Source organism: Microlunatus sp. YIM B11417 (genome assembly GCF_059617205.1).
The window spans coordinates 61,246-87,013 of record NZ_JCAMPJ010000002.1; the positions used below are offsets into that span (position 1 = coordinate 61,246).

The window sequence follows — 25,768 nt, forward strand, 5'->3', positions numbered from 1 at the left end:
GCGATGATCAAGCGGCACATCTCAATCCCCCGATCGACAGTGTCGATTATGCGCAGGATCTGGCCGTCGCGGGCGCAATCGGGGCAATCGGCCGCGGCGTGTCCGGCGCCGCCCTGGTGCGCTGAGCCTGCCGAAGCGCCAGGCCCGAGCGGACCTTGCCCTTCGACAGGCTCAGGGAACTGATCAACTCGGCGGATCAGCCGGTCGGACTCAGCTCGATCCGAACCTGCTTCGCCGCCGCCACCAGATGCCGCAGCGACTGCTCCACCTCGGCATAGCCGCGGGTCTTCAGACCGCAGTCAGGATTGGCCCAGAGCCGTTCGGCGGGCAGGGTCTGCCCGGCCAGCCGGAGGGCTTCGATCATCTCCTCGACCGGCGGCACCCGCGGCGAGTGGATGTCCCAGACGCCCGGGCCGACCTCGCGCGGATAGCCGGCGTCGGACAGCTCGCCGACCACCTCCATCCGGGACCGGGCCGCCTCCAGGCTGATCACGTCGGCGTCCATCGCGACGATCGCGTCCACGATGTCGCCGAACTCGGCGTAACACATGTGGGTGTGGATCTGGGTCGCGTCGGCCACCCCGGCCGTGGACAGCTGGAACGCCGCGACGGCCCAGTCGAGGTAGGCCGGCCGGTCGGCCCGGCGCAGCGGCAGGGTCTCCCGCAACGCCGGCTCGTCCACCTGGATCACCCGGATCCCGGCGGCCTCCAGGTCGGTCACCTCGTCCCGCAGCGCCAGCGCCACCTGCCGTGCCGTGTCGCCGAGCGGTTGATCATCGCGGACGAACGACCAGGCGAGCATGGTCACCGGCCCGGTCAGCATCCCCTTGACCGGACGGTCGGTCAGGCCCTGCGCGTACGAGGCCCAGTCCACGGTCATCGGCCGCGGCCGGGCCACGTCGCCGACGATGATCGGCGGCCGGACGCACCGGGTCCCGTACGACTGGACCCAGCCGTTGCGGGTGCTCAGGAACCCGACCAGCTGATCGGCGAAGTACTGCACCATGTCGTTGCGCTCCGGCTCGCCGTGCACCAGCACGTCGACCCCGAGCTCGGTCTGCAGCTTGATCACCTCGGCGATCTCGTTCCGCATCGCCTGGTCGTACGCGGCGTCGTCGATCTTCTTCGCTCGCAGGTCGGCCCGCGCCTGGCGCAGCGTGGTGGTCTGCGGGAACGAGCCGATCGTCGTGGTCGGGAACGCCGGCAGCTTGAGTTGATCATGCTGCGCCTCCGCCCGGACCGGGTACGCCGAGCGGCGCCGGAGTTGATCATCGCTGACGGTGGCCAGTCGCTCCCGTACCGCTTGATCACGGACGATCGGCGACGACGCGCGGGAGGCCAGCCGGGTGGCGTTCACGGTCAGCTCGCCGGCCACCGCGTCCCGGCCCTCGTTCAGCGCCCGGGCCAGGATCGCCAGCTCCTCGAGCTTCTGGTCGGCGAACGCCAGCCAGCCGGCCACGGTCGGGTCCAGGTCGGGCTCGTCGGTGACGTCGATCGGCACGTGCAGCAGCGACGACGAGGACGCCACGTCGAGCCGGTCCACCAGGCCGAGCAGCGTGCCGAGCTTGCCCAGCGCCGCGGCCAGGTCGGTCCGCCACACGTTGCGGCCGTCGACCACGCCCGCGATCAGCCGCTTGCCGGCCAGGCCCGGCTGCCCGGCCAGTTCGTCGAGGCTGGCCGCGCCGGGGCCGACCAGATCGACCGCGAGCCCCTCGACCGGAGCCGAGGCGAGCACCGGCGCGGCCTCGCCGAGCCGGTCGAAGTAGCTGCCGATGATGATCTTGGGCCGGTTCGGCACCGCGGCCAGCGTCGCGTAGGCCTCCCGGACCTGTTCCAGCCGGTCCGGTTCGAGGTCGGTGACCAGCACCGGCTCGTCCAGTTGCACCCACTCCGCACCCGCCTCGGCGAGCCGGCCGAGCAGCTCCGCGTACACCGGAATCAGCTTGTCCAGCAGGGAGATCGGCGCGAAGTCCGGGTCGTCGGCGGACTTGGCCAGCAGCAGGAACGTGACCGGACCGACCAGCACCGGACGGGCCGCGACGCCCAGCTCGGCCGCCTCGGCCAGCTCGCCGATGATCTTGGTCGGGTCGAGGATGAACTCGGTGCCGGCCGACAGCTCGGGCACCAGGTAGTGGTAGTTGGTGTCGAACCACTTGGTCATCTCCAGCGGCTGCACGCGGTCGTCGCCGCGGGCCATCGCGAAGTAGCGGTCCAGCCGGCCCGCCTCGGTCGTGGTGTCCGGCACCGCCGCGGCGTGCCGGGGCGGGATCGCGCCGACCATCCAGGCGGTGTCCAGCACGTGGTCGTACAGCGAGAAGTCGCCGACCGGCACCTCGCCGAGCCCGGCGTCACGCAGTCGTTCCAGCCGTTGCCGCCGCAGCGTCGCCGCGGTGTCCAGCAGGGCGGCTGCATCCGTCCTGCCCTTCCAATAGCGTTCGATGGCGCGCTTCAGTTCGCGGCGCCGGCCCTGGCGTGGATAGCCGTGGGTCGTGGCAATCGAAGTCATCTGAAGAGAACTCTCCTTCGCGAGTCCTGCTGATCAGCCGGAGGCGGGCAGCACCGGAAGACCTTCCGGCACGACCTTCCTCCGAGATCGTCACCTCCGCCAGGCGGGCGCCGGGCGGACGGCTGGCAGGTCTTCGGACTCGAGGGCGCGGGCGAACCCACCTACTGGCCGTCGCTTCCCAGGCCGGGGGCCCAGTGCTCGATGACGGCGATCGTTCCCTGATACCGCTGCGGGGCAGTCCCGGATTCGCACCGGGTTCCCTTGTCCAACCGCACCATCACCCTATGCGCGGCACCGCACCGGGCCCGGAATATCTCGCCGTTCAGAACCGGCGGAGCATCACCGGAGGTCAGGCTCGGATGGCGCGGCGACGGACCAGTTCGGTCTTGGCGTACTTGCCGATCTGGTGGGTGGCCATCCCGTCCATCACGGCGCCGACGCCGCCGCCGATCAACGGGATCCGCTTGGTCACGAGCAGGGCGAGGTTGCGGCCGCCGACCGCGGCGAGCAGGCCGGACACGACGGCCTGGGCGACCGCGGCGTCCAGGCCGGGGTCGAAGACCGGCGCGGTGGCGACGGCCAGCGGCGAGGTGGGGAACGTGCCCTCGGCGATCCGCTTGGCCACCTGTTCGCCGCCGAGCAGACACATCAGCAACGCCGTCCGGACCCGGGGATCGTCGAGGTCGTACCCGCGCAGGTGGGCGATCGCGGCCACCATCCGGACCTGCACCACGGCGACGCCGGTCAGGTTCGCCGGCAGCGCGACCGGCAGCGTGGCCAGCCCGCCGATGTTGGTGACGAAGCCCTGCGCCGAGCCGAGCATGATGTGCGACTCGATCACGGACTCGATCGCGTCGTCGACGTACCCGGCGCATTTGGTCAGATGCTTGCCGGCCGCGTGCTTGGCGCTCGGCAGCCGGCCGATCCCGTCGATCGCCGCCTCGACGACCCGCCGCAGCACGCCGCCCGCCGCCTGCGGACCCTGGGTCCGGATCGGTTCGAGCGTGCGCGCGATGTTGCGACCGAACTCCTGTGCTGACGGCATCCGACCTCCCGGGCCACGAAATCACCACCAGCGTACGTGCCCGGGGGCGATGGCGCGTCGCTCGCGCCCGGGCGGCACAATCAAGGGCATGCAGCCGTCGCCGTTCGGTCCGCCGGCGGACTGGCCGGACGAGGACCTGATCGGGTACTCGCACGGGTTCGACCTGGGGCTGGTCGTCGCGGGCTATCGCTCCGGCGTGTTCCCGATGCCGATCGGCCGCGGCACCATGGGCTGGTTCTCCCCGGTCCGGCGCGGCGTCCTGCCGCTGGACGGACTGCGGATCAGCCGGTCGCTGCGCAAGATGCTCAAGCGGTACGAGATCCGGGTGGACACCGCCTTCAGCGCGGTGCTGGACCGCTGCGCCGACCCGCGCCGCGAGGGCTCCTGGATCAACGCCGAGATCCGGGCTGTCTACACAGAGCTGCACCGGGCCGGCGTGGTCCATTCGGTCGAGGCCTGGACCTCCGACGACCGGTTGGCCGGCGGTCTGTACGGGGTCGGGCTGGGCGGGCTGTTCGCCGGCGAGTCGATGTTCCACGACGCCGAGATCGGCCGGGACGCCTCCAAGGCGGCGCTGGTCGGACTGGTGGAACTGCTCCGCGCCGCCGGCCCGGACGGCCGGGTGCTCGACGTGCAGTGGCAGACCGATCACCTGGCCACCCTCGGCGTCGTCGAACTGGACCGGGCCGACTATCTCGGCCTGTTGCCCGCGGCGCTGCGGGCCGAACCGCCGGTCTGGCGGGCCGGTGTCCTCGCCACGCCGGGGACCACCCGCCCGGCCGAGCCGGTGACGGACTAACATCCCGCCAGTGCAGGACGAGCGGAAGACCGTGCGGCTGAACCGGTTCTGGACCGGCCAGGTCGAACCCTTGGACGTGCTGCTGATCGTGTTCGCGGCTGCGGCGGTCGCCGGAATGGCGACCTGCATCTACGTCGCGATCTGGCTGCGGTCGACCCAGCCGGCGATCTCCGGCGCGGTGGTGATGATGGCGATCGTGCTGGGCCTGGCGCTGGCCGGGATCGGGTGGCTCGGCGTCCGCGGCCGGACCGTCCAGGTGGGCCTGGCTCGGTCCGGGGTGGTGCTCGGCAGCGGCGAGTCGCGGCTGGTCATCCCGTGGTCCGACGTCGACCGGATCGTGGTCGAGGACGCCGACGGCGACGGCAAGTTCCTCCCCGTCCGGATCCAGCTGAGCGACATGGCGGCGGAGTTGGACGATCCCGTCGTGAGCCGGATGTTCGGCGGCGACGGGCTGGCCCTGTCCCGGATGGGCGGGCTGCCGGCCCAGCGGCTGGACCGGGTGGCGACCTGGGCCGAGCACCGCCTCGAACTCGCCTGAATTCCGCCGGCCGGGGCGTTCCCGGCGAATAGATTGGTGTCATGCCGGAGATGCCTGAGGTCGAGTCCCTCGTACGGTTCCTGCGGCCGGTCTGCATCGGACGGACGATCGCCCGGGTGGACCTGGTCGCGTTCAGCGCCCTGAAGACGTACGACCCACCGCTGACCGCCCTGTCCGGACTGGAGATCGACGGGGTCGACCGGCACGGAAAGTTCATCGACCTGTCCGCGCAGGGCCTGCACCTGGTGTTCCACCTGGCCCGGGCCGGCTGGCTGCGCTGGAAGGACGAGGTGCCGGACAAGCCGATCCGGCCGAGCGCCAAGAATCCGCTGGCGTTGCGGTTCCGGCTGGACGACGGCTCCGGGTTCGAGCTGACCGAGGCCGGCACCCAGCGCAAGCTCGCCGTCTACGTCACGGCCGACCCGTCGACCATTCCGCACGTCGCGACGCTCGGCCCGGACCCGCTGTCGGACGAGTTCGACGCCGCCGCCTTCGCCGACCTGCTGCAGCGGGCCGGCCGGTCCCAGCTGAAGGGCGTCCTGCGGGACCAGAAGATCATCGCCGGGATCGGCAACGCCTACTCCGACGAGATCCTGCACGCCGCCAAGCTGAGTCCGTTCAAGGGCGCCAACACGCTCACCGACGAGGAACGGGACCGCCTGTTCGCGGCGATCAAGGACGAGCTGGCCGGTGCGATCGAACGGGCCGAGGGCCTGGCGGCGAAGGATCTCAAGGGGGAGAAGAAGGCCGGCCTGCGGGTGCACGGCCGCAAGGGCGAGACCTGTCCGGTCTGCGGCGACACGATCGCCGAGGTGTCCTTCCACGACTCGTCGCTGCAGTACTGCCCGACCTGTCAGACCGGCGGCAAGAAGCTCGCCGACCGCCGGCTGTCGAAGCTGCTCAAGTAGATGGGCCACCTCGCGGCGCTCTGGTCCATGATCAAGTTCCGGTTCGCCCGTAAACCGGGTGATCATGGGCGGGTGGATGTGATCGAGATCGGACCGGACCAGGTCGACCAGCACGTACGGGACGGCTGGACCCTGTTGGACGTACGGACCGACGGCGAGTGGGCCGGCGGCCGGATCGACGGCGCGGTGCACCTGCCGCTGGACCAGTTGATCGCCCGACTGGACGAGGTGCCGGACCGGGTGGTCTGCGTCTGCGCAGTCGGTGCCCGGTCCGCCCAGGCGGCGAGCTACCTGGCCGCGCAGGGCCGGGAGGCGGTCAACCTGGCCGGCGGCGTCTACGGCTGGCAGTCCTCCGGCCGCGCGCTGACCAGCTGACCGGCTAGAGGTAGAAGAGGTTCGACCGCCGGACGCCGCCTTCGCCCGAGGCGAAGCCGAAGTGGAGCCTGGTCGGCGCCGAGCCGAACGACCCGACGGCCATCCCCTCCGGTTCGCGATAGACCAGGTCCGCGCCCGCGTGGGTGAGCACCCGCTCGGCCAACGCTCCGGTACGGGTGTCGATGCGGGACAGGTAGGCGTTGCCGGGCGGCGGATTGGAGTCGCCGTACGCGGTGCCGTCCAGCGTGTAGACGTCGCTGCCGTACAGCGCATAGCCCTGGAACACGCCGAGCCCCGGTGGCTGCGCGAGGTCGACGATCCGGTCGGGTGCGCCGCCGGCGGCGACGTCGGCCAGCCGGAAGATCGCGATCCGCTTGCCCGCGCTGGTGTGGTAGCGGACCGCCATCCGGCCGGCGTCGTGATCGATGGCGCAGGTGGTCTCCAGCGCCTCGGGCACCGGCCGGAACGTCGTCGCCCGCGCGTCGTCCCGGCTGAGCGTCGCGCCGTTCTCCCAGGCGAACCGCTTGAGCACCGTGCCGTAGCCGTTCGCGTTGGCCTCGCCCTCGGTCCACAGGTAGGTGCCGCCGCGGAAGGCCTGGGCGGCGAACGAGACGGCGTGTCCGTAGCCGAGCAGCACCATCGCGCCGAGCAGCCTCCCGGTCCGGTCCACCTCGCTGATGTGCAGGTCGCCCGCGACACCGGGCGAGCCGGCCTTCAACTGGGCGACGAACAGCCGGTCGTTCTCCGGGTCGAACGTGAACGACTGCTGGACCGTGGCCGAGGCCAGTGCGGCGCCGGTGTAGAGCGTCCGGGCGGGGGCCGAGAGGTCGAACGACCGGGGCCGGGCCGAGGCGGGCCGGGTGCCGCCGGACCAGCCGGCCGCGGCCAGGCCGGCAAGCCCGGCGGCACCGAGAAGTCTGCGTCGATTCCACATCGCTGATGCCATTCCGAGCTCCCTCTGCGCAGGTCAGATTAACAATCAGGATGTGAAAGCTAACACTCGGTGTGACGTGAATTCACAGTGTGCGGCGGTTGTCTCATTCGGTGGTGATGCCGGAGATGATCAAGGAACCGGCCAGCCCGATCATGATCACGGCGATCAATCCGTCGAGCAGCCGCCAGGTCAGCGGCTTGGCGAACACCGGCCGGAGCAGCCGGCCGGCGAGGGCGAGGGTGAGGAACCAGAGCACGCTGGCGACGATGGCGCCGGCGCCGAACGGCCAGCGGCCGTCGGGCCCGTGGGTGTTCGCCACGGTGCCGAGCAGCAGCACCGTGTCCAGGTAGACGTGCGGGTTCAGCCAGGTCAGGGCCAGCGCGGTGATGATCACCCGGGCCGTCGAGGCCGAGCCGCCCGTCGCGGCGTCGAGACGTTGCTGCGGTCCCAGGGCCCGGCGGGCGGCCAGGATCCCGTACCCGATCAGGAAGGCGGCGCCGCACCAGCGCAGCACGTCGATGATCACCGGGGCCTGCTGGACGATCACGCCGATGCCGCTGATCCCGAGCAAGATCAACACCACATCGGAGGCAATGCAGATCGCTGCCACGACTCCGGCCCGTTCGCGGCTGATCGCCTGGCGGAGCAGGTACGAGTTCTGCGCCCCGATCGCGACGATCAGGGACAGGCCCATGCCGAACCCGGCGGCTGCGGTGTGCATCACCCGGCCGAATCTAGGTTCCGGCAGGCTGTCGTACCAGCTAAAGATTCTGACGAATCATCAGGATTGCTAATGTCGGAGGATGCAGGTCCAGTTCGATCAGCTGGCCACCTTCCTGGCCGTACTGGAGGAGGGCACGTTCGACGCGGCCGCCCGCCGGCTGCAGGTGACGCCGTCCGCGGTGAGCCAGCGGATCAAGGCGCTCGAGGTCGGGACCGGCCGGGTGCTGCTGCTGCGCAGCAAGCCGGTCCGGCCGACCGAGTCCGGTGAGGTGCTGGCCCGGCTGGCCCGGCAGACCGCCCTGTTGACCGGCGAGGCAGTGGCCGAGCTGGGCGGACCTGCTGGTCCCGGGCAGGTGCAGGCGGCCGAGATCCCGATCGTGATCAACGCCGACTCCCTGGCCACCTGGGCGCTGCCGCCGCTGGCCCGGCTGGCCGACCAGCACGGGCTGCGGTTCGACATCCATCGCGAGGACGAGCAGCACTCGGTCGAACTGCTCCGGGCCGGTGCCGTGATGGCCGCGGTGACCGCGATCGCCGAGCCGGTGCAGGGCTGCAGCGTCCGCCGGCTGGGCCGGCTGCGCTACCTGCTGGTGGCCAGCCCCGGCTTCGCCGAGCGCTGGCTGCCCGGCGGTCTGACGGTGGAGAACCTGGCCGGGGCGCCGATGCTGGCGTTCGACCACAAGGACGACCTGCAACGGCGCTACCTGCGCCGGCGCACCCGGCGCCGGCTCCGGCCGCCGCAGCACTACGTGCCGTCCTCGGCCGAGTTCGCCCGGGCGGTCACCCTGTCGATGGGCTGGGGTCTGTTGCCGGAGCAGGACGCTCGCCCGCTGCTCGCGGCCGGCTCGGTGATCCAGCCGGAGCCGAAGGCGTCCGTGGACGTCGCGCTGTTCTGGCAGCGCTGGCGGCTGCCGTCGCCGGCGCTCGACCTGGTCAGCGACGCGATCGCCCAGGCGGCTTCGGTTGCGCTTCGGTGAACTGCGCGGTCGTACGATCCGGAAAGGTCCGTGACCATTCGTCCAACTCCGACCCGGCTCGGTGAGCCGATCGGCGCGGGTGTGCCAGACTGATCGCCGTGATTTCACCGGTGCATGCGGCCCGGCCGCAATCCCACCAGCTCTTCGCCCACCGTGGATTCTCCGGCCGCCAGCCCGAAATGACGATCGCCGCCTACCGTGCCGCGATCGACTGGGCCGGCGAGACCGGAACCCGCCTCGGCCTCGAGTGCGACGTCCAGTTCAGCGCCGACGACCAGCTGATCTGCCTGCACGACAGCCGGGTGGACCGGACCGCCACCACGACCGGCATCGCCTTCGAGTTCACCGTCGCCGAGCTGAAGGCCCTCGACTTCGGGTCCCGCCAGACGCAGAACCCGTCCGAGGAACAGCGCACGCTGATCACGCTCGCCGAACTGCTCGCCATGGTGGACGAGGCCCGGCAGCGCGACGTCGACGTGACCCTGGCGATCGAGACCAAGCACCCGAACCCGCGCGGCCTGGACACCGAGGACCGGGTCGCCGCCATGCTCGCCGACTACGGCTGGACCAAGGCCGGTGCGCCGGTGCGAATCATCAGCTTCTCCATGGAGGCGCTGCTCAAGGTCGGCCGGCTGCTGCCGGACCTGGAGCGGACCTACCTGCAGCAGTTCGACTTCGGCGACTACGAGACCGGCGAGCTCCCCGACGGCATCGAGGCGTTCGGCCCGGACATCGCCATGCTCCGCGTCGACCCCGACTTCGTCGCCCGCGCCCACCGGAACGGCAAGCAGGTCCACCCGTGGACCCTGAACGAGCCGGACGACATCGACTTCGCCCTCTCCCTCGGCGTCGACGGCCTCACCACCGACTTCCCCGACCGCGCCCTGGACCGCCTGAACACCCCGGCCCGCGCCTGACCGCCGAGGAGCACGGCCGGAGTGAATTTCGGCCGGTCAGTCACGGCGGAATCCACATCGGTCGGAACGTGAGCCACCGCACCACCAAGGTCCTCCGCGGGTCACCCGAAGGTGCCGAATCCGCAACGCGCTCTGCCTGAGTCCGGGTTCGCCGCACGACCCGATCCCTTCGCCGAACGTGGCCCGACTCCCCGGTCTTCCCCCACACTTCTTGCCGCTTTACGCGAGAAGTAACGCGTGGGAAGTGCCGGTTTTTCACGTTAACGTGAAAAACTTGTGGCCAGAGTGACGTGGGGGACCGCCGCCGGCGAGAGTGGGGGGTCAGTCGCGGAGGACGGGGCAGGACATGCAGCGGGGGCCGCCGCGGCCGGAGCCTAGTTCGGAGCCGGCCAGGGTGATCACCTCGATGCCGGCGGCCTCGAGGCGGGCGTTGGTCTCCACGTTGCGTTCGTACGCGACGGCGACCCGCGGCTCGATGGCCAGGGTGTTGTTGCCGTCGTCCCATTGTTCGCGTTCCGCGGTCACCGGATCGAGGCCGGTCGCGATCACCCGCAGCCGGTCGATGCCCATGGCGGTCGCGGCCGCCTCCAGGAACGGGGTACGTTCGCCGATGATCAACTCGCGGCCCTCGCCGGGTCGGACCGGGATCGCCGACAGGCGGTCGGCCACGTTGGGATACATCACCACGGCGTCGACGTCGACCATGGTGCAGATGGTGTCCAGGTGCATGGTGGCCCGGTTCTGATCGATGGGTACGACCAGCAGTTGCTCGGCCAGACCATGATCGAAAACGGTCCGGGCGAACCGCTCGGCGCCGGCCGGCGTGGTCCGTTCGCCGACACCGACCGCGAGAACGCCCGGCGCCAGCGCCAGGACGTCGCCGCCCTCCAGGTGTTCCCGGGTCCACCCGTGCAACCGCGGTACGGACTCGAATCGCGGGTGGAACGCGTAGATCAACTCGGTCAGCTGGGTCTCCCGCTGCCGGGCCGGCATGGCCAGCGACGTGATCGCCACCTGGTCGCCGACGCAGACGCTGGAATCCCGCGTGAACAAGAGGTTCGGCAGCGGATCGATCAGGAAGTCCTCGGCTGCCAGCAGCGACGAGACCAGCCCGGTCGAGCGCAGCTCGTCGTTGCGCAGCCCGGCGATCAGCACTCCGGACAGTTCGTCCGGCCCGAGCTGGACGAGTTGATCACGGAGCTGGCGGCGAAGTTGATCACCGAGCCGGAGGTCGGTCAGGACGCCGTCGATGGCGTCGGCGGCCGCGGTCGGCTGGGCCAGTGTCTCGATCAGCAGCTGCTCCAGGTGCAGCACCTCGACGCCGCGGTCCCGCAGCGCGGCGGCGAACGCGTCGTGCTCGTCCCGGGCCCGGCTCACCCAGGGGATGCCGTCGAAGAGCAGGGCATCGTTGTTGCGCGGGGTCAGCCGCCGCAGTTCCGGTCCCGGACGATGCAGCAGTACGGTGCGCAGCCGACCCACCTCGGACCGTACGCCGACCGGGCGCTGATCAACCTTCTCGGCAACGTTCTCGGCCATAGCGCCAGACCCTACCCCCGGCCCAGGAGGGTGGTGCCGGATACGAACGCGCGGCGACCAGCAGGAAACCACTAACCTTGCCCTGTGACTTCCCGGACGCCGATCGCCTGCGTGATCTGGGCCAAGGACGCGCAACGGCAGGTGGCCGACGTCGTCCGGGCCGCCGCAGCACTGCCGGGGATCGACCCGGTGATCGTCTGCGACGACGGCAGCGCCGACGAGACCGCCAAGTACGCCGGCGCGGCCGGGGCGATCGTGGTCACCCATCAGCGGGCCCGAGGCTGGGCCGCCGCGATGGAGTCCGCGGTCAACGCGCTCGGCATCCTGGAGCAGCGGGATCGCCGCTCCGAGGCGGCCTCGCTGTTGTTGCTGTCCGCCACCGGCGGCCAGCCGGCCGAGCTGGCGCCGCTGGTCGAGCCGATCCGGTCCGGCCGGGCCGACCTGACGATCGCGGTACCTGTCCCGGAGTCGGCCGCCGCGCCCGGCGTTCCCGAGCTGGCCGCGATTCGGGGCATCGCCGAACTGACCGGCTGGACGCCGCGGGCGCCGCTCGCGGTCGAGCGCTGCCTGACCCGGCGTGCCTTCGAACTGACCAGCCCGCTGGCCGCGGGCTGGGGCGGCGCGGTGAGCATGCTCGTCGACGTGCAGCGAGCCGGCCTGACCGTGGCGGAGGTCGAGCTGGACCGGCCGCGCCGCGAGTCCTCGCTCGATCTGACCGAGCGGTTCGACCGGGCGGTCCAACTGGCCGAGGTGACCCGGGCCCTGGCCGCGCGCGGCCTGGTGCAGGCCGGGCTGTCCGAGTTCAAGGAGTCCGGCGGCATTCAAGGAATACTGAAGCGGTTCAAGCGATGACCCGAACGACCCAACGACCGGCGGGATCGAACTCGACCGGCTACGTCCCCGATGCCTGGCATCGTGATCATCGGATCGCGCTGGCCATGATCATCGGCGCGACCGTGCTGACCTTGATCACCGGCTTCCTCGGCCCGTCCGCGGTCACCCTGACCCTGGGTGCGCGGTCCAGCCTGCTGCCGCCGTGGTACCTGCCGGACGGCAGCCCGAAACCCAACGAGTGGGTCGTTTCCACGATGATCTGGGCGGTGATCATCGTCGGCGGGGTCGGCCTGACCATCGCCCTACGCGCGCTGTCCCGCGGCTGGCGGCCGGATCATCGCAAGATCTTCGGCCTCGGCACCGGGCTCAGCCTGGCCACGATCCTGGTGCCGCCGATGACCTCGGCCGACATCTTGATGTACGCGGCGTACGGCCGGCTGCAGGTCACCGGCCACAACCCGTACGACACCACCCCGGCCGAGGTGTTCCGGACCGTCTACGACCCCGTCCTCCATCAGATCGAACCCCCCTGGTGGGACGTGGTCAGCGTCTACGGCCCGATCACCTCCTGGACCCAGTGGGCCGCCAACATCATGGGCGGCGAGAACCTGCACGACATCGTCTTCTGGCTGCAGGTCTTCGTCGTGGTGCCGTTCCTGCTGGCCGGCGCCGGGATGGTCGTGCTGGCCCACGGCGACAAGACCCGGCAGGCCCGCACCGCCCTGCTCACGGTGGCCAACCCGCTGCTGATCTGGGCCGTGGTGGCCAGCGGCCACAACGAGGCGATGTCGGTGATGTTCGCGGTCGGCGGGCTGCTGCTGATGCGGAAGAGCCCGTTCGGCGCCGGGATCGGGATCGGCCTGGCCGGCTGCGCGAAGCTGAGCATCGGGCTGTGGGGCGTCGCCATGTTGTGGGCGTACCGCAAGGAACCGAAGAAGGCGCTGCTGCTCTGTCTCGGGGCGGTGATCCCGATGGGGCTGTGCTACGGGCTCTGGCAACCGACCGCGCTGGTCCGGGTGCTGAACAACACGACGTACGTCTCCGTGGGGTCCTGGCCGGACCTGCTGTTCCGCCTGTTCGGCCTGTTCCCGGGGCCGCCCGGGATCAAGAAGCTGGCGCTGAACCTGATCTGCTACGCCCTGATGGTGATCGTGGTCTGGCTGCTCTCCCGAGTGCTGCCGTGGACCGCCGCGCCCGGCCTGTCCCGGGACGCGAACCCGCGCACCGACCCGCTCACCGTCGCGTTGCGGACGTCGGTGCTGCTGGCGGTCGCCTGGCTGGCCACCTCCACCTACACGCTCTCCTGGTACGACCTGATCGCCTGGATGCCGCTGGCGGTGCTGGCGCCGAGCAAGCTCGACCTGCTGATGATCTTGCGCGGCGTGCCGCTGTCGCTCGCCTTCGTGCCCGGGCGGGATCTGCCGATGGGTCCGGAACTCGACTTCGTCGCCACCCGGGTCCGGGAGAACGTCTCCCCGGTGATCCAGCTGATGATCTTGATCGCGATCATCCTGTGGGCGATCCGGCGAGCCCGGCCGGAATCGCTGCCATGGCTCGATCGGTTCGTGGGACCGCCGCGCTCTAGGGCGAGACCAGCGGCGGGTGCAGGTCCCGCATCGAGAACCGCTGGCGCCGCAGTACGGTCAGCGCGCACAGCCCCAACGCCAGAACGGCCACCGCCGCCAGCACGATGACGTCCCGGATCAGGTGACTCGCCTCGCCGCCGGAGATGGTGATTCGGAAGGCGTCGATCAGGTACGTCATCGGCATGTACGGCGCGATCGCGGCGAAGAACCCGGGCAGCACCGGCGACGGGTAGGTGCCGCCGGCCGATGTCAGCTGCAAGATCAACCAGACCAGCAGCAGTGACGAGCCGGGCGTGCCGAGCGCGGTCCGGAGCAGGTGCGCGATCGCCGAGAAACAGATCGCGGCGAGGGCGACCAGGCCGAGGAAAGGCCACGGCTGTACGGGATCGAGGCCGAGCGCGAGCCACACCACGCCGACCATCAGCCAGCCGCCGACCACGGCGATCGCGCCGATCGGCAGCCAGCCGGCCAGCGCGTGCCGGAGCGGGCTGCCGCGGCCGGCCAGCGCTCGCGCGGTGATCGGCCGGACCACCAGGAACACCGAGATCCCGAACACCCAGAGCGCGATCGCGAAGAACATCGGGGCCAGCCCGCGGCCGTAATAGGTGGCCGGGTTGTCCACCCGCATGGTCACGTCGGCGGGCGACGACAGCACCTGGATCGCCTGGTCCTGCTCGCCGGCCGAGTAGACCGGGATCCGGTCGGCGCCCTTCTTGAGTTGATCATGGAGCTTGGTCGCGCCGCCCTGCAGGTCACCGAGCCCGCCGGTCAGGTCGGTCAGACCCTGGTGCAGCGTGCCGAGACCCTTGGTCAGGTCACCGGTCCCGGTGGCCAGCCGGTCGGCACCGGCCGAGGCGTCGGAGATCCCGCCGGCCAGGGTGTGCGCGCCGGAGTTCGCCTTGACGATGCCGCGGTTGAGCTCCCGGGCGCCGTCCTCGACCTGGTGCGCGCCGTCGTTGAGCTTGATCAGATCGCTCCGGGCCGACTTCAGCCGTTCGCTCGCGGTGGTGTCCTCGGCCACCCGCCGGTTGATCGCGGCGATCCGGTCGGCGCCGTCGGTGGCCCGGCCGGCCAACCGCTCGGTCCGGGCACCGGCCTGTTCCAAACGTGCGGTCAGGGCCAGGAAACTCTTGTCCTGGGCCAGTTCCGGATGGTCGGCCTTCAGTTGATCAAGGGCGGCACCGGCCTGGTCGAGGTCGCTGCTGATCGACTTCTCGTTCCCGGCCAGTCCGGCGGCGAGCTCGTCCAGCGGTTCGGCCGCGGCCCGGGCGTCCTGCTGCACCCGGGTGAGCACCTTCTGCACCCCGTCCAGGATCGGCAGCAGCCGGTCGTTCAACTGCTGGGTGCCGTCGGCGACCTGGCCGGCGCCGTCGGCCAGGTCGGCCGAGCCGGACTCGAGTTGATCAAGGCCGCGGTCCAGGTCGGCCGAGCCCTGCTCGGCCGACTTCAGCCCGGTGGCGAGCCGGCCCGCTCCCGCATCCAGCTGCTTCGCGCCGGACTCGGCGTCCGCGGATCCCTGCTCCAACTTGCCTGCCCCGGTGCCGGCCGACTTGGCGCCTTCCGCGAGCTTGCCGGACCCGTCCGAGGCCTGCACCATGCCGGACCGGATCGTGGCGAGGTTGGCGAACACGGCGTCGAAGTAGCTCGCCACGGCGGACTCGTCGACGGCGCGGGCGATCGTGTTCTGGGCGCTGTTGGTGATGCTGCCGATCACGAAGCCGTTGGCGTCGTTGCGCCGGAGCATGATCACCGCGCGTCGCGGATCGTCCCCGGCCCCGCTGACCAGGTTCGCCGAGAAGTCCGGCGGCACGACGACCGCGAGGTAGTAGTCGCCCTCGCGCAGCCCGCGCTCCGCCTCTGCCTCGTCCACGTCCGAGAAGTCGAACGTCGCCTTCTCGCGTAGCTGAGAGACGAAGTCGGCGCCCGCCGCCACCTTCTCCTTGTTGTAGGTCACGGGCCGGTCGTTGTTGACCAGGGCGACCGGAAGATGATCGAGCCGCCCGTACGGGTCCCAGTTCGCCGTCAGGTAGATCGCCCCGTACAACAGCGGGACGATCAGCACGAAGATCAATGCGATCTTGGGCAGTGGACCGCGGAACCGGCGCAACTCGAGCCGGGCCAGTCCGGTGATCGGGAACGGCATGATCAGTCCTCTTCTTCCGCAGCATCGGGGCGGGTCAGCGGGATCAGCGTGATCCCGGCCGGCGCCGCATCGGCGTGTACGGTGCTCGCCACCACCGTGGTGAAGTCCTCGCCGAGGCCCGCGAGCACCGCCAGCAAGGTGGCCTGTTCGGCCGGGTCGAGGCCGCGGTCGGCGTCGTCGAACACGACCAGGTCGGCGGCCCGTACTGTCGCCAGCAGGGCGGTCAGGATCGACCGGTCCAGTGCGGGCAGCCGGCCGACCAGCGCGGCGTCGTCCAGTTCGAGCCCGTACTCGCGAGCGGACCGGTGGATGATCATCGCGGCCGACCGCGGCGCGACGTTGTCGATCAAGGCCCGCTCGGTGATGGCCTCACCGACCGTGTGCTGCGGCTCCAGATCGATCAGGGTGTCGATCCGGGCCACCGACGAGATCCGGCGCACCGCCCGGGACTCCCGTGCCGCGTCCCGGCCGCCGACCCGCAGCGCCCCGGTCCAGCCGCGCATCCGGCCGGCCAGGGTGAGCAGCAGCGCGGACCGGCCGGACCCCGACGGTCCGGCCACCACGGCCAGCCCGCCCTGCGGCACGCTGAACCGAAGATCACGAAAGACCGGGCCGTCCCTGGTGATCAAGGACAGTAGTTGCGCGTCGATGAACGGCTCCGGCTCCGTCCCGGCCGCGGTCACCGGAGCACCTTGATCAACAACTCGGCCAGGCACTGCTCGATCCGGTCCCGGTCGGTCACCGCGGGCGCGGCGGCGTGCTCCAGGGCCAACGAGGTCGCCGCGGTGAGGATCAGGTACGCCGCGACGGCATGATCGAAGTCGCCGGGCAGCCCGATCGCCTCCCCGTGATCGCGCAGTTGCCCGGCCAGTCCGTCCAATTGCCGCGCGGACAGTTCGGCATAGGTGCGGGCGACCTCCGGATCGCGGACCGCGAGCAGCCGGAACTCGCCGAGCGCGGTGGCCCAGCCCGGCGTCTCGGTCAGTCGGACCGCCAACTCGCGGGCCACCTCGGTCAGGATCTCCTCCCGCGGCCGGCCGGACCGGATCAGCTCGGAGCGGCCCAGCGCGAAGCCGGCGATCGCCTCGAACCGCTCCGACCAGACCGCGCTGAACAGCCCCGGCTTGCCGCCGAAGTTGGAGTAGACGGCACCCTTGGTGAAGCCCGCAGCCGTCGCGATGTCGATCACCTTCACGCCGGCGTAGCCGTCCCGCAGGAACGCCTCCGCCGCGTGCTCCAGGACCCGGTCCCGCACCTCGCGGCGCGGCGGTCTGGCCCGAACCTCCGACCCCATCCGTGACTCCTTCCCGCAGTCCTTTCGCACTTCTCGATACCCAGGGTATCGAGATCGGGCACCGAAAGCCAACCCCGGTAGGGTGAGGCCGTGTCCGAGCTCCCGTACGGCTATTTCGGCCCGGAGGGGACCTTCACCCACCAGGCCCTGCTCACCCTGCCGCTGCCGGCGGCGGCGCCGATCCCGTACCCGACGGTGCCGAGCACGCTGGACGCGGTCCGGGACGGGGCGGTCGCGGCCGCGCTGGTGCCGATCGAGAACTCCGTCGAGGGCGGCGTCAGCGCGACCCTGGACAACCTCGGCTACGGCGACCCGCTGGTGATCACCCGCGAGGTGCTGCTGCCGGTCAGCTTCGAGCTGTTCGTCCGGCCGGGCACCGCACTCGCCGAGGTCCGGCGGGTGATCACCCATCCGCACGCCGCGGCCCAGTGCCGCAGCTGGCTGGCCCGGGAGCTGCCGCTGGCCGAGCTCACCGAGGACGGCTCGACCGCCGCGGCCGCCGCCGAGGTGGCCCGACCCGACTCCCCCTATGACGCCGCGATCTGCGCGAGGGTCGCCGGCGACCTGCACGGCCTGACGTCGGTCGCCGCGGGGATCGGCGAGAACCCGGACGCGGTGACCCGGTTCGTGCTGGTCAGCCGCCCGGGTCCGATCGCACCGCCGACCGGTGCGGACAAGACGACCATGGTGCTGTTCATGCGGCACGACCATCCGGGCGCGCTGCTGGAACTGCTGGAGCAGTTCGCCAGCCGCGGCGTGAACCTGTGCCGGATCGAGTCCCGGCCGACCAAGAAGAGCCTCGGCGACTACTGCTTCTCGGTCGACGCCGAGGGCCACGTCGACGATGCGCGGGTCGCCGAGGCCCTGATGGGCCTTCATCGGATCTCCGCCCGGGTGGTCTTCCTGGGCAGCTATCCGCGGGCCGACGGTGTGCAGCCGGTGGTACGCGGCGGCACCTCCAACGACGCCTACCGCGAGGCCGCCGACTGGCTCGGCCGGCTCCGGCGCTCATGACGCCGCTGATCCCGGCACCCCTATCCTTGGTGCCGTGACGGACCGGCCCGGATGGTACGCCGACCCCAGCGGCAACCCAGACACCTACCGCTGGTGGGACGGCGCGAACTGGACGCGTTGGCTGAGCGACGACCAGCACGCCCCGGCCCCGACGGCCGAGGAGACGGCCGACCTGCTGGCCGGTGACGCCTACGCCGAGGCCGGGCACGACCAGCCCGCGATCCGGCTCCCGTTCGCGGTCGGCATCACCGTCGGGGTGGTGATCCTCGCCGTCGTGCTGCTCGGGATCACCGTGTCGATCACCAGCGATCGGCTGCCCACCGGTCCGGCGATCGACCCGCCGCCGCGGAAGGACCAGGCGGCGGTCGCGCTCTACGACAAGACGGTGCCCGGTTATCTCGCCGGGAAGGTCCGGATGAACCTGCCCGGAGCCCCGTACCACTGCTCCGACTATCTCGGCCAGCTGCGCAGCGGCGGCGACCAGGGCTTCACCTGCGACTTCGTGGTGCACAAGGAATACCGCGACGGCGGCAACTGGATGGCCGACACCGGCTTCGGCCTGGTGCCCGCGGAGCTGGTGGTCAAGGACGACCTCAAGGGGACCTGCCAGAAGGTGCTCAGCCAGCTCGGCCTGCACGGCTACGAGAACGTGAAGTTGATCAACCCGAAGTTCAAGGCCGAGCCGCTGACCGGGATCACCGATCCGCCGGACGAGGCGATGAAGGTCACCGGCACGGTGGGCTTCCGGGTGCCGGGCCTGCCGTCCACGAGCTCCACGATCACCTTCGTGGTGATCAAGATCGCCGACACCGGCCAGCACGTGGTCTTCTACACCGACTACCCCAACGACGCGCCCAAGGAGATCGTCGCCGCCAGCGACGCCGCCCTGAAGTCGCTCACCGCTCGCTCTCGCTGAGCACCTGCTCCTCCGGTACGGAAGCCGGCTCGGCCTCGTCCGACGCCGGGGCTGCCTCGGCCGCCATGATCGCCGGCCGGGTCGTGCCCGCGGCGGCCAGCGGCCACGTCCCGCGTGGGGACCGCAGCAGCAGTGCCCCGGGCAGCACCTCGGCGATCAACTGGTTGCACTCGCCCTCGGTGTCGCCGTCGAGCTGGTAGCGGTCCCGCTCCTCGACCGTGATGGTCACCCGGCGGCCGGTGATCCGGTCCAGTTGATCATCGGTACGGCGCTGCCGGGTGAGCACCCGTGCGGTCAGCTTCACCCAGTCGCCGACCCCGCGCGGCGACGCGATCAGCACGTCCAGCAGGCCGTCGTCCGGCGCGGCGTCCGGGATCAGCGGGATGTTCGCCTGCAGGAAGCCGACGTTGCCGATCACCAGCACGTGGGCCCGCCGGCGCAGCGGCGGGTCGTCGTCGACCTGGATCGTCGCGTGCAGCGCCGGATGGCCGGCGTTCTTCGCCGCCGACACGAAGTAGGCGGCCGAGCCGACCGCCTTCTTCAGGTCCGGGTTGGTGGCCTCCATGATCACCGCGTCGATGCCGATGCCGGCCATCACCGCGAAATGATCAACGGTCCGGTTGTCGATGGTGAGCTTGACCAGGTCGATCGGCCGGTCGGCGCCGTCCAGCGCGACCTGCAGCGCCTCGTCCTCGTCCAACGGGATCCCGACGTTCTTGGCCAGCAGGTTGCCGGTGCCGGCCGGGATCAGGCCGAACGGGATGCCGGAGTTGGCCAGGCCGGCGCAGATGACCCGGATCGTGCCGTCGCCGCCCGCCCCGAGCACCAGGTCGACCCCCTCCTCGACGGCCCGCGCGGTCTGCGCCCGGCCCGGGTCGGACTCGGTCGTCTCCAGCCACAGCGTGTCCCGCCAGCCGCGATTGGTCAGCTCGTAGTGCACCCGGCGCCGGAACACCTCCCAGTTGGTCACCTTGGCCGGGTTGTAGATCACCGCGCAGCGCCGGGCCCGGCCCGGCTCGGCGGGCCGCCGGATCCGGACGATCTCGGTGACCAGGTCGTGCGGCGCCGGGATCGCGACGCCCGCGATCATCAGGGCCAGCCGGGCCGCCAGGCCGCCGTACAGCATCCCGCCGATGATGTCGGAGATGTAGTGCGCGGACAGCAGCCAGCGGTCGACGCCGACGATCAGCACCACGACGGCGCCGCCGAGCAGCCAGCCGAACTTGGTCGCGATCCGCTCCCGGGTGACCAGCAGGGTGGCGCCGATCCCGACCGAGAACGCGACGATCGCGACCGCGTGCGACGAGGGGTAGGAGAACCCGCCGGCCGTGATCAGCGGCAGCGCGTCCTCGGGCCGCGGCCGGGCCAGCCAGAGCTTGAGCAGGTAGGCGCCGCCCCAGGCCAGGATCACGGTCAGCGCCAGCGCGAGGGCCAGCTGCCGGAGCCGCTGCCGTACCGCCCAGACGGCGATGCCCAGCAGGATCGCGTACGGGACGCCGGGCCAGGTCAGGATCGCGATCGCGGAGCCGATCTGGGCCACCGGCGAGACCAGTTCGAGGGGCGGTGCCGCCATCCGGCGGTCGAACGCGGCGATCGGCGGCCAGTAGCGGACCAACGCGGTCCAGACCACGAACGCCACGAGGATGCTCGCGGTGATCGCGGAGGACGAGGCGGAAGGCGGCCGACGCACGCGCCCATAATCGCCGACCCTTCAACCGATTGTGTGGAGCAGAGCGCCGTCGAGCCTGACGGCGGGGTGTCGCCGCCGGAGATGGCCGGTCGGTGAGGCGGAGAAGGGTGGCCGTGGAGGCACCGGCGACGCGGGGGTAAACGACCTGCTTCGCCCGGGCGGGCCCGGCTAGGCTGGGCGGCATGCTCGATCCCAAACTGCTTCGTCAGGACCCAGACCGGATTCGTACCTCGCAACGTGCCCGAGGCGAGTCCGAGTCCCTGGTCGACGACGCCGTTCGGGCCGACGAGGAGCGCCGTACCGCCATCGCCGAGTTCGAGGCGCTCCGGGCCGAGCAGAAGGAGTTGGGCAAGCAGATCCCGAAGGCCACCGGCGACGAGAAGGCCAAGCTGCTGGCCCGCACCAAGGAACTGGCCGACGCGGTCAAGAAGGCCGACGGCACGGCGACCGAGGCGGGCAACCGGTACGCCACCGTGATGGCCCAGTTCGGCAACCTGGTCGCCGACGGCGTCCCGGCCGGCGGCGAGGACGACTACGTCGTGCTGGAGACCCACGGCACCCCGCGGGACTTCGCGGCCGAGGGCTTCGAGCCGCGGGATCACGTCGAGCTCGGCTCGCTGCTCGGTGCGATCGACCTGGAGCGCGGGGCCAAGGTGTCGGGCTCGCGGTTCTACTACCTGACCGGTCAGGGCGCCGAGCTCGAGCTGGCCCTGGTCAACCACGCCGTCGCCTCGGCGACCAGGAACGGGTTCACGCTGGTGATCCCGCCGTCGCTGGTCAAGCCGGAGGCGATGGAAGGCACCGGGTTCCTCGGCCAGGCCGCCCAGGACGTGTACCGGCTGGAGGCCGACGACCTCTATCTGGTGGGTACGTCGGAGGTTCCGCTGGCCGCCTACCACGCGGGCGAGATCCTGGACGCCGACCAGCTGCCGCTGCGCTACGCCGGCTACAGCCCGAGCTTCCGCCGCGAGGCCGGCTCGCACGGCAAGGACACCCGGGGCATCTTCCGGGTGCACTGGTTCGACAAGGTCGAGATGTTCAGCTTCTGCGATCCGGCCGACGCGGCCGAGGAGCACCAGCGGATGCTGCAGTGGGAGCGCGAGTTCATCGAGTCGCTGGAGATCCCGTACCAGGTGCTCGAGCTGGCCGCCGGTGATCTTGGTCTGAGTGCCTCGCGGAAGTACGACTGCTACGCCTGGGTGCCCAGCCAGCAGCGCTACCGGGAGATCACCTCGACCTCGAACTGCACCGAGTTCCAGGCCCGCCGGCTCAACATCAGGGCGCGGTTCGCCGACGGCACCGGGCCGGTCGCGACCCTGAACGGCACGCTGTGCGCGATGACCCGGGTGATCATCATGATCTTGGAGAATCACCAGCAGCAGGACGGTTCGGTACGGATCCCGGCGGCGTTGCAGCCCTACCTGGGCGGCCGTACGGAATTCACCCCGGTGCGGACCGGATAGCCGACGTGAAGTCCAGGTTCCTCTCGTCGCTGTTGCGGCGCGACCGTCGTCGGCTGCCCGCCGACTGGCGGCCGGAGCTGGTGGCGCTGGACATCGACGGCACCGTTGTCGATCATGACGGCCGGATGCCCGACTCGGTCCGGGACGCGGTGCGCCGGGTGGTCAAGGCCGGCGTGCCGGTCGTGCTGGCCACCGGCCGGTCCTGGCACGGCACCCGCGACCTGTTCGACTACCTGGACCTGCCGGCCGGGCCGGCCGTGCTGTCCAACGGCGCGGTGGTCGTCCGCTACCCGCCGCAGGAAGTGATCAAGACGGTGACGTTCGACCCGTCGGACGTGATCAGGAAGGTCCGCGACTTCTCGCCGACGACCCTGATCGCGGTCGAGGAGATCGGCCGCGGTTACCGGGTCACCGATCATTTCCCGGAGGGCGACCTGACCGGCGAGATGATCATCGAGACCCCGGAGCAGCTGTCCGCCCGTCCGGTGACCCGGGTGATCCTGCGCGAGCCGGGCCGCTCCGACGAGGAGTTCCTGGCCCTGGCCGATCACCTCGGCCTGCACGGCGTCACCTACTACGTCGGCTGGAGTGCCTGGATCGACATCGCTCCGGTGGGCGTCAACAAGGCGACCGCGCTGACCGAGGTGGCGGCCGAGTTCGGCGTCTCACCGGACCGGGTGCTGGCGCTCGGCGACGGCCGCAACGACGTCGAGATGCTGGCCTGGGCGGGCCGCGGCGTCGCCCTCGGCGACGCGCCGGACGAGGTCCGGGAGGCGGCCGACGCGGTGACCGACCGGTTCGACGACGGCGGCACCGTGAACGAACTCGCCCGCTGGTTCGACTGACCCCTCCGTCCGTGCCCTGAGCCTGTCGAAGGGCCTTGGCTGATCCTCGGCTCGTCCGTGCCCTGAGCCTGTCGAAGGGCCTGGGCTGCTCGTCCGTGCCCTGAGCCTGTCGAAGGGCCTTGAGTTCGCCGCGGCTCGCCCGGGTACTGTCGGCCCGTGACGGAACCCGCGTTGGTGATCTTCGACAACGACGGCGTCCTGGTCGACAGCGAGCCGATCGCGAACCAGGTGCTGGCCGACCTGCTCACCGGCTACGGCTGGCCCACCACCTTCGACGACAGCGTGAACGCCTATCTCGGCGGCACCCTGCAGCACGTTCGTGATCTTGTCGAGCCGCGGCTGGGCCGGGCGCTGCCGGCCGAGTTCGAAGATCAGTACCACGAGCGCCTGTTCGCCCGGCTCGGGGCCGAGCTGACCGCCGTGCCCGGCGTCCGGGAGGCCCTGGACGCGCTCACGCTGCCGTACTGCGTGGCCTCCAGCGGCGCCCACCCTCGGATCGAACGGACCCTGCGCACCGTCGGCCTCTACGACCGCTTCGCCGGCAACATCTACAGCGCCGACGACGTCGAGCGCGGCAAGCCGTTCCCCGACCTGTTCCTGTACGCCGCTCGCCGGCAGGGCGTGCCACCCGAGCGCTGCGTGGTGATCGAGGACAGCCCGTACGGTGTCGAGGCGGGCAAGGCCGCCGGCATGACCGTGATCGGCTACGCGGGCGTGACCCCGCCGCACCGGATCGCCGACGCCGACGTGATCATCACCGCGATGTCCGAGCTGCTTCCGGAACTGTCCCGGCTCGGCTGAGCCCGAGGGCGGCTCAGGCCGGCTCGGCCGCGACCTCCGCGTCGGCGAGCGGCGCGAAGTCCTCCGGTCGCTCCCGGAGCCGGGTCCGGAACTGCTGCTCGACCTGCCCGGCGAACCGGTCCAGCCGTCCCTCCAACCGGCTGAACCGGGGCTCGTTGTCCTCCAGGTCGGCGTCCAGCCGGCGGGCCGCGGCCACCAGGTCGGCGCCCTCGTCCAGGCCCAGGTAGCGATAGCCGTCCTCCACGGCGTCCAGCTCCTCGCCGCTCAGCCCGGCGCAGGCGTCGGCCAGCCCGCCGTCGTCGGTCATCGCGCTGAACCTGATCACCGCCGCCAGGGCCAGGTCGCCCGCCCGGCGGGCCACCGGACGATCCGAACCGGCCCGCTCCCAGACCGCCCGTTCGTCGTCGTTGATCATGCTCCGTCCTTCCCGGGCTCCGGCGTGTGGCCGAGCAGCGTACGCGTGAACAGCTCGGTGTCCGACAACAGTGCGGTCAGCGCCTCGTCCAGGTCGTCGTCGGTGACGGTCCCGGCCGCCCGCAGCACGGCCCGGCGGACCAGTTCCTTGGCGAACGAGGCCGTCGCCCCGTCGGACCGGTCCGCGGCCCGCCGCAGCGCGTCGTCGGAGAACCCCAGCCCGTCGGCATACAGCCGAAGCAGCCGCAGTCGAGCCGCGGCGTCCGGCTTGTCGATCTTGACCGCGAGATCGACCCGGCCGGGCCGCTCCACCAACGCCCGCTCCAACAGGTCCGGCCGGTTCGTCGTCATCACGAACGCGATGTCCGCGTCGCCGTCGATCCCGTCCAGGGCTTCGAGGGTCTCGAACAGCGCAGCGTTGGTGTCGCCGCCCCGGTGCTCGGCGATCAGGTCGCAGTCCTCCAGCACGATCATCGCGGGCTGGTTGGCCCGGGCCAGCCGGGTCGCGACCGAGATGTACTGCAGGGTACGGCCGGACAGCAGGACCGCCGTCGTCCCCGGCGTCACGCTGAGCAGGTGCCGGACGACGTGCGTCTTCCCGGTGCCGGGCGGCCCGTACAGCAGGATCCCGCGTTTCAGGTGCTGGCCGGCCGCGGTCAGCCGTGCCGCGCCGGACCCGATCCCCACCACATGACCGACGATCCGCTCCAGCTCGCCCTCCGGCAGGATCACCTCCCGGTCCGCGACCGCCGGCCGGGACAGGAACGTCAGCGGCGCCCCGCCCGAGAAACTGTTGAAGTCGTCCCGGTGGAAGGTGATCACCTGGCCGCGGAAGACGCTCTCGGCGCCCATCACCTCACGCAGCTCCCTGAGGTAGCCGTCGGCGACCGCCGGATCGGGGCAGAGCACCTCGAGCCGGTACTCCTCCCGACCGAACCGCGCGTTCGCCGTCTGCTGCAGCACCGCCAGCGGTACGCCACCGATCCGCAGCAGAGAGATCCCGAACGCGACCACCCGGCGCTCGGTGTCCGGCCCGACCGGTTTGCGGACCTGGCTCACCGGACCCGGCTCGAACCGGAACATGGTGCCGAGCAGCAGGTCGAGGAACGACCCGACATGCTCCCGGTGCGCGCCGAAGACTCCGATCCGTTCGCCGCCGTAGCGCTCGTTCAGCACCGCCGCCGCGTGATCGACGTCGATCGTGAGGTGCTCCCCGAACTGCTCGATCACCGGGTCCATCGTGCCGAGGCCGACGCCGAGGAAGTCCTGCACCCGTTCGCCGAGCGGGCTGGTCCGGCTCACCCCGCCGCCGGCCTCCGCATTCAGGTGATTGAGGAACTCCTGGAAGGCGACGGCGAATTCGAGCCGATCGAATGCCATGATCATCAACTCCCGCAACGTTGGGGAGTCGACTCTAACCGCGACGGCTGCCACTCTCACCGGGCCGGATCGGTGCTCGCGGAAAATTCTCGGATCGGGTGGAACCCGGTCCGACGGCGCGTCGTCTCAT

The 25,768-nt window shown here is 71.0% G+C and carries 24 protein-coding genes and 1 riboswitch; of the genes, 13 read left to right on the top strand and 11 right to left on the bottom strand.

All coding sequences use genetic code 11. The features are described from left to right. Positions 1 to 196: 196 nt before the first annotated feature. Positions 197 to 2,506 (bottom strand): 5-methyltetrahydropteroyltriglutamate--homocysteine S-methyltransferase, encoded by a 2,310-nt coding sequence (gene metE, locus AC6CCG_RS10420; RefSeq protein ID WP_496654470.1) that lies wholly within the window; start codon positions 2,504 to 2,506, stop codon positions 197 to 199. Between the two features lie 124 nt (positions 2,507 to 2,630). Continuing rightward, a riboswitch (cobalamin riboswitch) is annotated at positions 2,631 to 2,802 on the bottom strand. Positions 2,803 to 2,855: 53 nt separating this feature from the next. Then, the gene (locus tag AC6CCG_RS10425; protein WP_496654471.1) at positions 2,856 to 3,551 is read right to left on the bottom strand and encodes a hypothetical protein; all 696 of its coding nucleotides are present in this window, start codon (positions 3,549 to 3,551) and stop codon (positions 2,856 to 2,858) included. Between the two features lie 88 nt (positions 3,552 to 3,639). Between AC6CCG_RS10425 and aat the strand changes: the two genes are divergently transcribed. From aat to AC6CCG_RS10445, 4 genes are read left to right on the top strand one after another with little or no spacing between them, the layout of a single operon-like run. Next, entirely contained in the window at positions 3,640 to 4,350 is a 711-nt protein-coding gene (gene aat / locus AC6CCG_RS10430) for a leucyl/phenylalanyl-tRNA--protein transferase (RefSeq protein ID WP_496654472.1), read from the top strand. Between the two features lie 10 nt (positions 4,351 to 4,360). Then, positions 4,361 to 4,888, top strand: a complete 528-nt coding sequence (locus AC6CCG_RS10435; RefSeq protein WP_496654473.1) for a hypothetical protein — start codon at positions 4,361 to 4,363, stop codon at positions 4,886 to 4,888. 41 nt (positions 4,889 to 4,929) lie between these two features. Further along, a complete protein-coding gene (locus AC6CCG_RS10440) occupies positions 4,930 to 5,796 on the top strand; it encodes an Fpg/Nei family DNA glycosylase (protein ID WP_496654474.1) in 867 nt (288 codons plus the stop codon). Next, positions 5,797 to 6,171: a rhodanese-like domain-containing protein gene (locus AC6CCG_RS10445; RefSeq protein WP_496654475.1), complete on the top strand. Its 375-nt coding sequence runs from the start codon at positions 5,797 to 5,799 to the stop codon at positions 6,169 to 6,171. 4 nt (positions 6,172 to 6,175) lie between these two features. Here AC6CCG_RS10445 and AC6CCG_RS10450 read toward each other — a convergent pair whose 3' ends face one another. Then, a complete protein-coding gene (locus AC6CCG_RS10450) occupies positions 6,176 to 7,117 on the bottom strand; it encodes a phage baseplate protein (RefSeq protein ID WP_496654476.1) in 942 nt (313 codons plus the stop codon). Positions 7,118 to 7,208: 91 nt separating this feature from the next. Then, entirely contained in the window at positions 7,209 to 7,826 is a 618-nt protein-coding gene (locus AC6CCG_RS10455; protein ID WP_496655387.1) for a LysE/ArgO family amino acid transporter, read from the bottom strand. Between the two features lie 82 nt (positions 7,827 to 7,908). On the opposite strand from AC6CCG_RS10455, the gene AC6CCG_RS10460 reads away from it, so the two are divergent. Beyond that, positions 7,909 to 8,805, top strand: coding sequence for a LysR family transcriptional regulator ArgP (locus AC6CCG_RS10460; protein WP_496654477.1), 897 nt, complete (start codon positions 7,909 to 7,911; stop codon positions 8,803 to 8,805). Between the two features lie 98 nt (positions 8,806 to 8,903). Then, the gene (locus AC6CCG_RS10465; RefSeq protein ID WP_496654478.1) at positions 8,904 to 9,722 is read left to right on the top strand and encodes a glycerophosphodiester phosphodiesterase; all 819 of its coding nucleotides are present in this window, start codon (positions 8,904 to 8,906) and stop codon (positions 9,720 to 9,722) included. 321 nt (positions 9,723 to 10,043) lie between these two features. On the opposite strand, the gene AC6CCG_RS10470 is transcribed toward AC6CCG_RS10465, so the two are convergent. Beyond that, positions 10,044 to 11,258, bottom strand: a complete 1,215-nt coding sequence (locus AC6CCG_RS10470) for an arginine deiminase (protein ID WP_496654479.1) — start codon at positions 11,256 to 11,258, stop codon at positions 10,044 to 10,046. An 84-nt stretch (positions 11,259 to 11,342) separates the two neighbouring features. On the opposite strand from AC6CCG_RS10470, the gene AC6CCG_RS10475 reads away from it, so the two are divergent. Beyond that, positions 11,343 to 12,110 carry a glycosyltransferase family 2 protein gene (locus tag AC6CCG_RS10475; RefSeq protein WP_496654480.1) on the top strand — a complete coding sequence of 256 codons (768 nt, stop codon included), beginning with the start codon at positions 11,343 to 11,345 and terminating at the stop codon, positions 12,108 to 12,110. Beyond that, complete coding sequence (locus AC6CCG_RS10480; protein WP_496654481.1) at positions 12,107 to 13,786, top strand: MptA/MptB family glycosyltransferase; 1,680 nt, start codon at positions 12,107 to 12,109, stop codon at positions 13,784 to 13,786. Before AC6CCG_RS10475 ends, AC6CCG_RS10480 begins: the two co-directional genes overlap by 4 nt. Here AC6CCG_RS10480 and AC6CCG_RS10485 read toward each other — a convergent pair. The 3 genes from AC6CCG_RS10485 to AC6CCG_RS10495 are packed head-to-tail and all read right to left on the bottom strand — an operon-like array spanning position 13,674 to position 17,115. Then, on the bottom strand, positions 13,674 to 15,821 hold the full coding sequence (locus AC6CCG_RS10485) for a YhgE/Pip domain-containing protein (protein WP_496654482.1): 2,148 nt from the start codon (positions 15,819 to 15,821) through the stop codon (positions 13,674 to 13,676). The two genes, AC6CCG_RS10480 and AC6CCG_RS10485, sit on opposite strands and share 113 nt — an antisense overlap. A 2-nt stretch (positions 15,822 to 15,823) precedes the next feature. Beyond that, positions 15,824 to 16,504 carry an ATP-binding cassette domain-containing protein gene (locus tag AC6CCG_RS10490; protein WP_496654483.1) on the bottom strand — a complete coding sequence of 227 codons (681 nt, stop codon included), beginning with the start codon at positions 16,502 to 16,504 and terminating at the stop codon, positions 15,824 to 15,826. Then, a complete protein-coding gene (locus AC6CCG_RS10495; protein ID WP_496654484.1) occupies positions 16,501 to 17,115 on the bottom strand; it encodes a TetR/AcrR family transcriptional regulator in 615 nt (204 codons plus the stop codon). The genes AC6CCG_RS10490 and AC6CCG_RS10495 overlap by 4 nt, the downstream gene beginning before the upstream one ends. Positions 17,116 to 17,205: 90 nt before the next feature. Between AC6CCG_RS10495 and pheA the strand changes: the two genes are divergently transcribed. Together pheA and AC6CCG_RS10505 are read left to right on the top strand one after the other, a co-directional pair. Then, a complete protein-coding gene (gene pheA, locus AC6CCG_RS10500; protein WP_496654485.1) occupies positions 17,206 to 18,129 on the top strand; it encodes a prephenate dehydratase in 924 nt (307 codons plus the stop codon). A gap of 34 nt (positions 18,130 to 18,163) precedes the next feature. Then, positions 18,164 to 19,045: a DUF2510 domain-containing protein gene (locus tag AC6CCG_RS10505; RefSeq protein ID WP_496654486.1), complete on the top strand. Its 882-nt coding sequence runs from the start codon at positions 18,164 to 18,166 to the stop codon at positions 19,043 to 19,045. On the opposite strand, the gene AC6CCG_RS10510 is transcribed toward AC6CCG_RS10505, so the two are convergent. Next, the gene (locus AC6CCG_RS10510) at positions 19,026 to 20,735 is read right to left on the bottom strand and encodes a bifunctional phosphatase PAP2/diacylglycerol kinase family protein (RefSeq protein ID WP_496654487.1); all 1,710 of its coding nucleotides are present in this window, start codon (positions 20,733 to 20,735) and stop codon (positions 19,026 to 19,028) included. The two genes, AC6CCG_RS10505 and AC6CCG_RS10510, sit on opposite strands and share 20 nt — an antisense overlap. A gap of 182 nt (positions 20,736 to 20,917) precedes the next feature. On the opposite strand from AC6CCG_RS10510, the gene serS reads away from it, so the two are divergent. From serS to AC6CCG_RS10525, 3 genes are all read left to right on the top strand, one after another. Beyond that, positions 20,918 to 22,198 (top strand): serine--tRNA ligase, encoded by a 1,281-nt coding sequence (serS, locus tag AC6CCG_RS10515; RefSeq protein WP_496654488.1) that lies wholly within the window; start codon positions 20,918 to 20,920, stop codon positions 22,196 to 22,198. Positions 22,199 to 22,251: 53 nt separating this feature from the next. Then, entirely contained in the window at positions 22,252 to 23,043 is a 792-nt protein-coding gene (locus tag AC6CCG_RS10520; protein WP_496655388.1) for an HAD family hydrolase, read from the top strand. Positions 23,044 to 23,199: 156 nt separating this feature from the next. Next, complete coding sequence (locus tag AC6CCG_RS10525) at positions 23,200 to 23,844, top strand: HAD family hydrolase (RefSeq protein WP_496654489.1); 645 nt, start codon at positions 23,200 to 23,202, stop codon at positions 23,842 to 23,844. Between the two features lie 13 nt (positions 23,845 to 23,857). Here AC6CCG_RS10525 and AC6CCG_RS10530 read toward each other — a convergent pair whose 3' ends face one another. Together AC6CCG_RS10530 and AC6CCG_RS10535 are read right to left on the bottom strand one after the other, a co-directional pair. Further along, a complete protein-coding gene (locus tag AC6CCG_RS10530; RefSeq protein WP_496654490.1) occupies positions 23,858 to 24,259 on the bottom strand; it encodes a DMP19 family protein in 402 nt (133 codons plus the stop codon). After that, a complete protein-coding gene (locus AC6CCG_RS10535; RefSeq protein ID WP_496654491.1) occupies positions 24,256 to 25,644 on the bottom strand; it encodes an AAA family ATPase in 1,389 nt (462 codons plus the stop codon). The genes AC6CCG_RS10530 and AC6CCG_RS10535 overlap by 4 nt, the downstream gene beginning before the upstream one ends. Positions 25,645 to 25,768 lie beyond the last annotated feature (124 nt).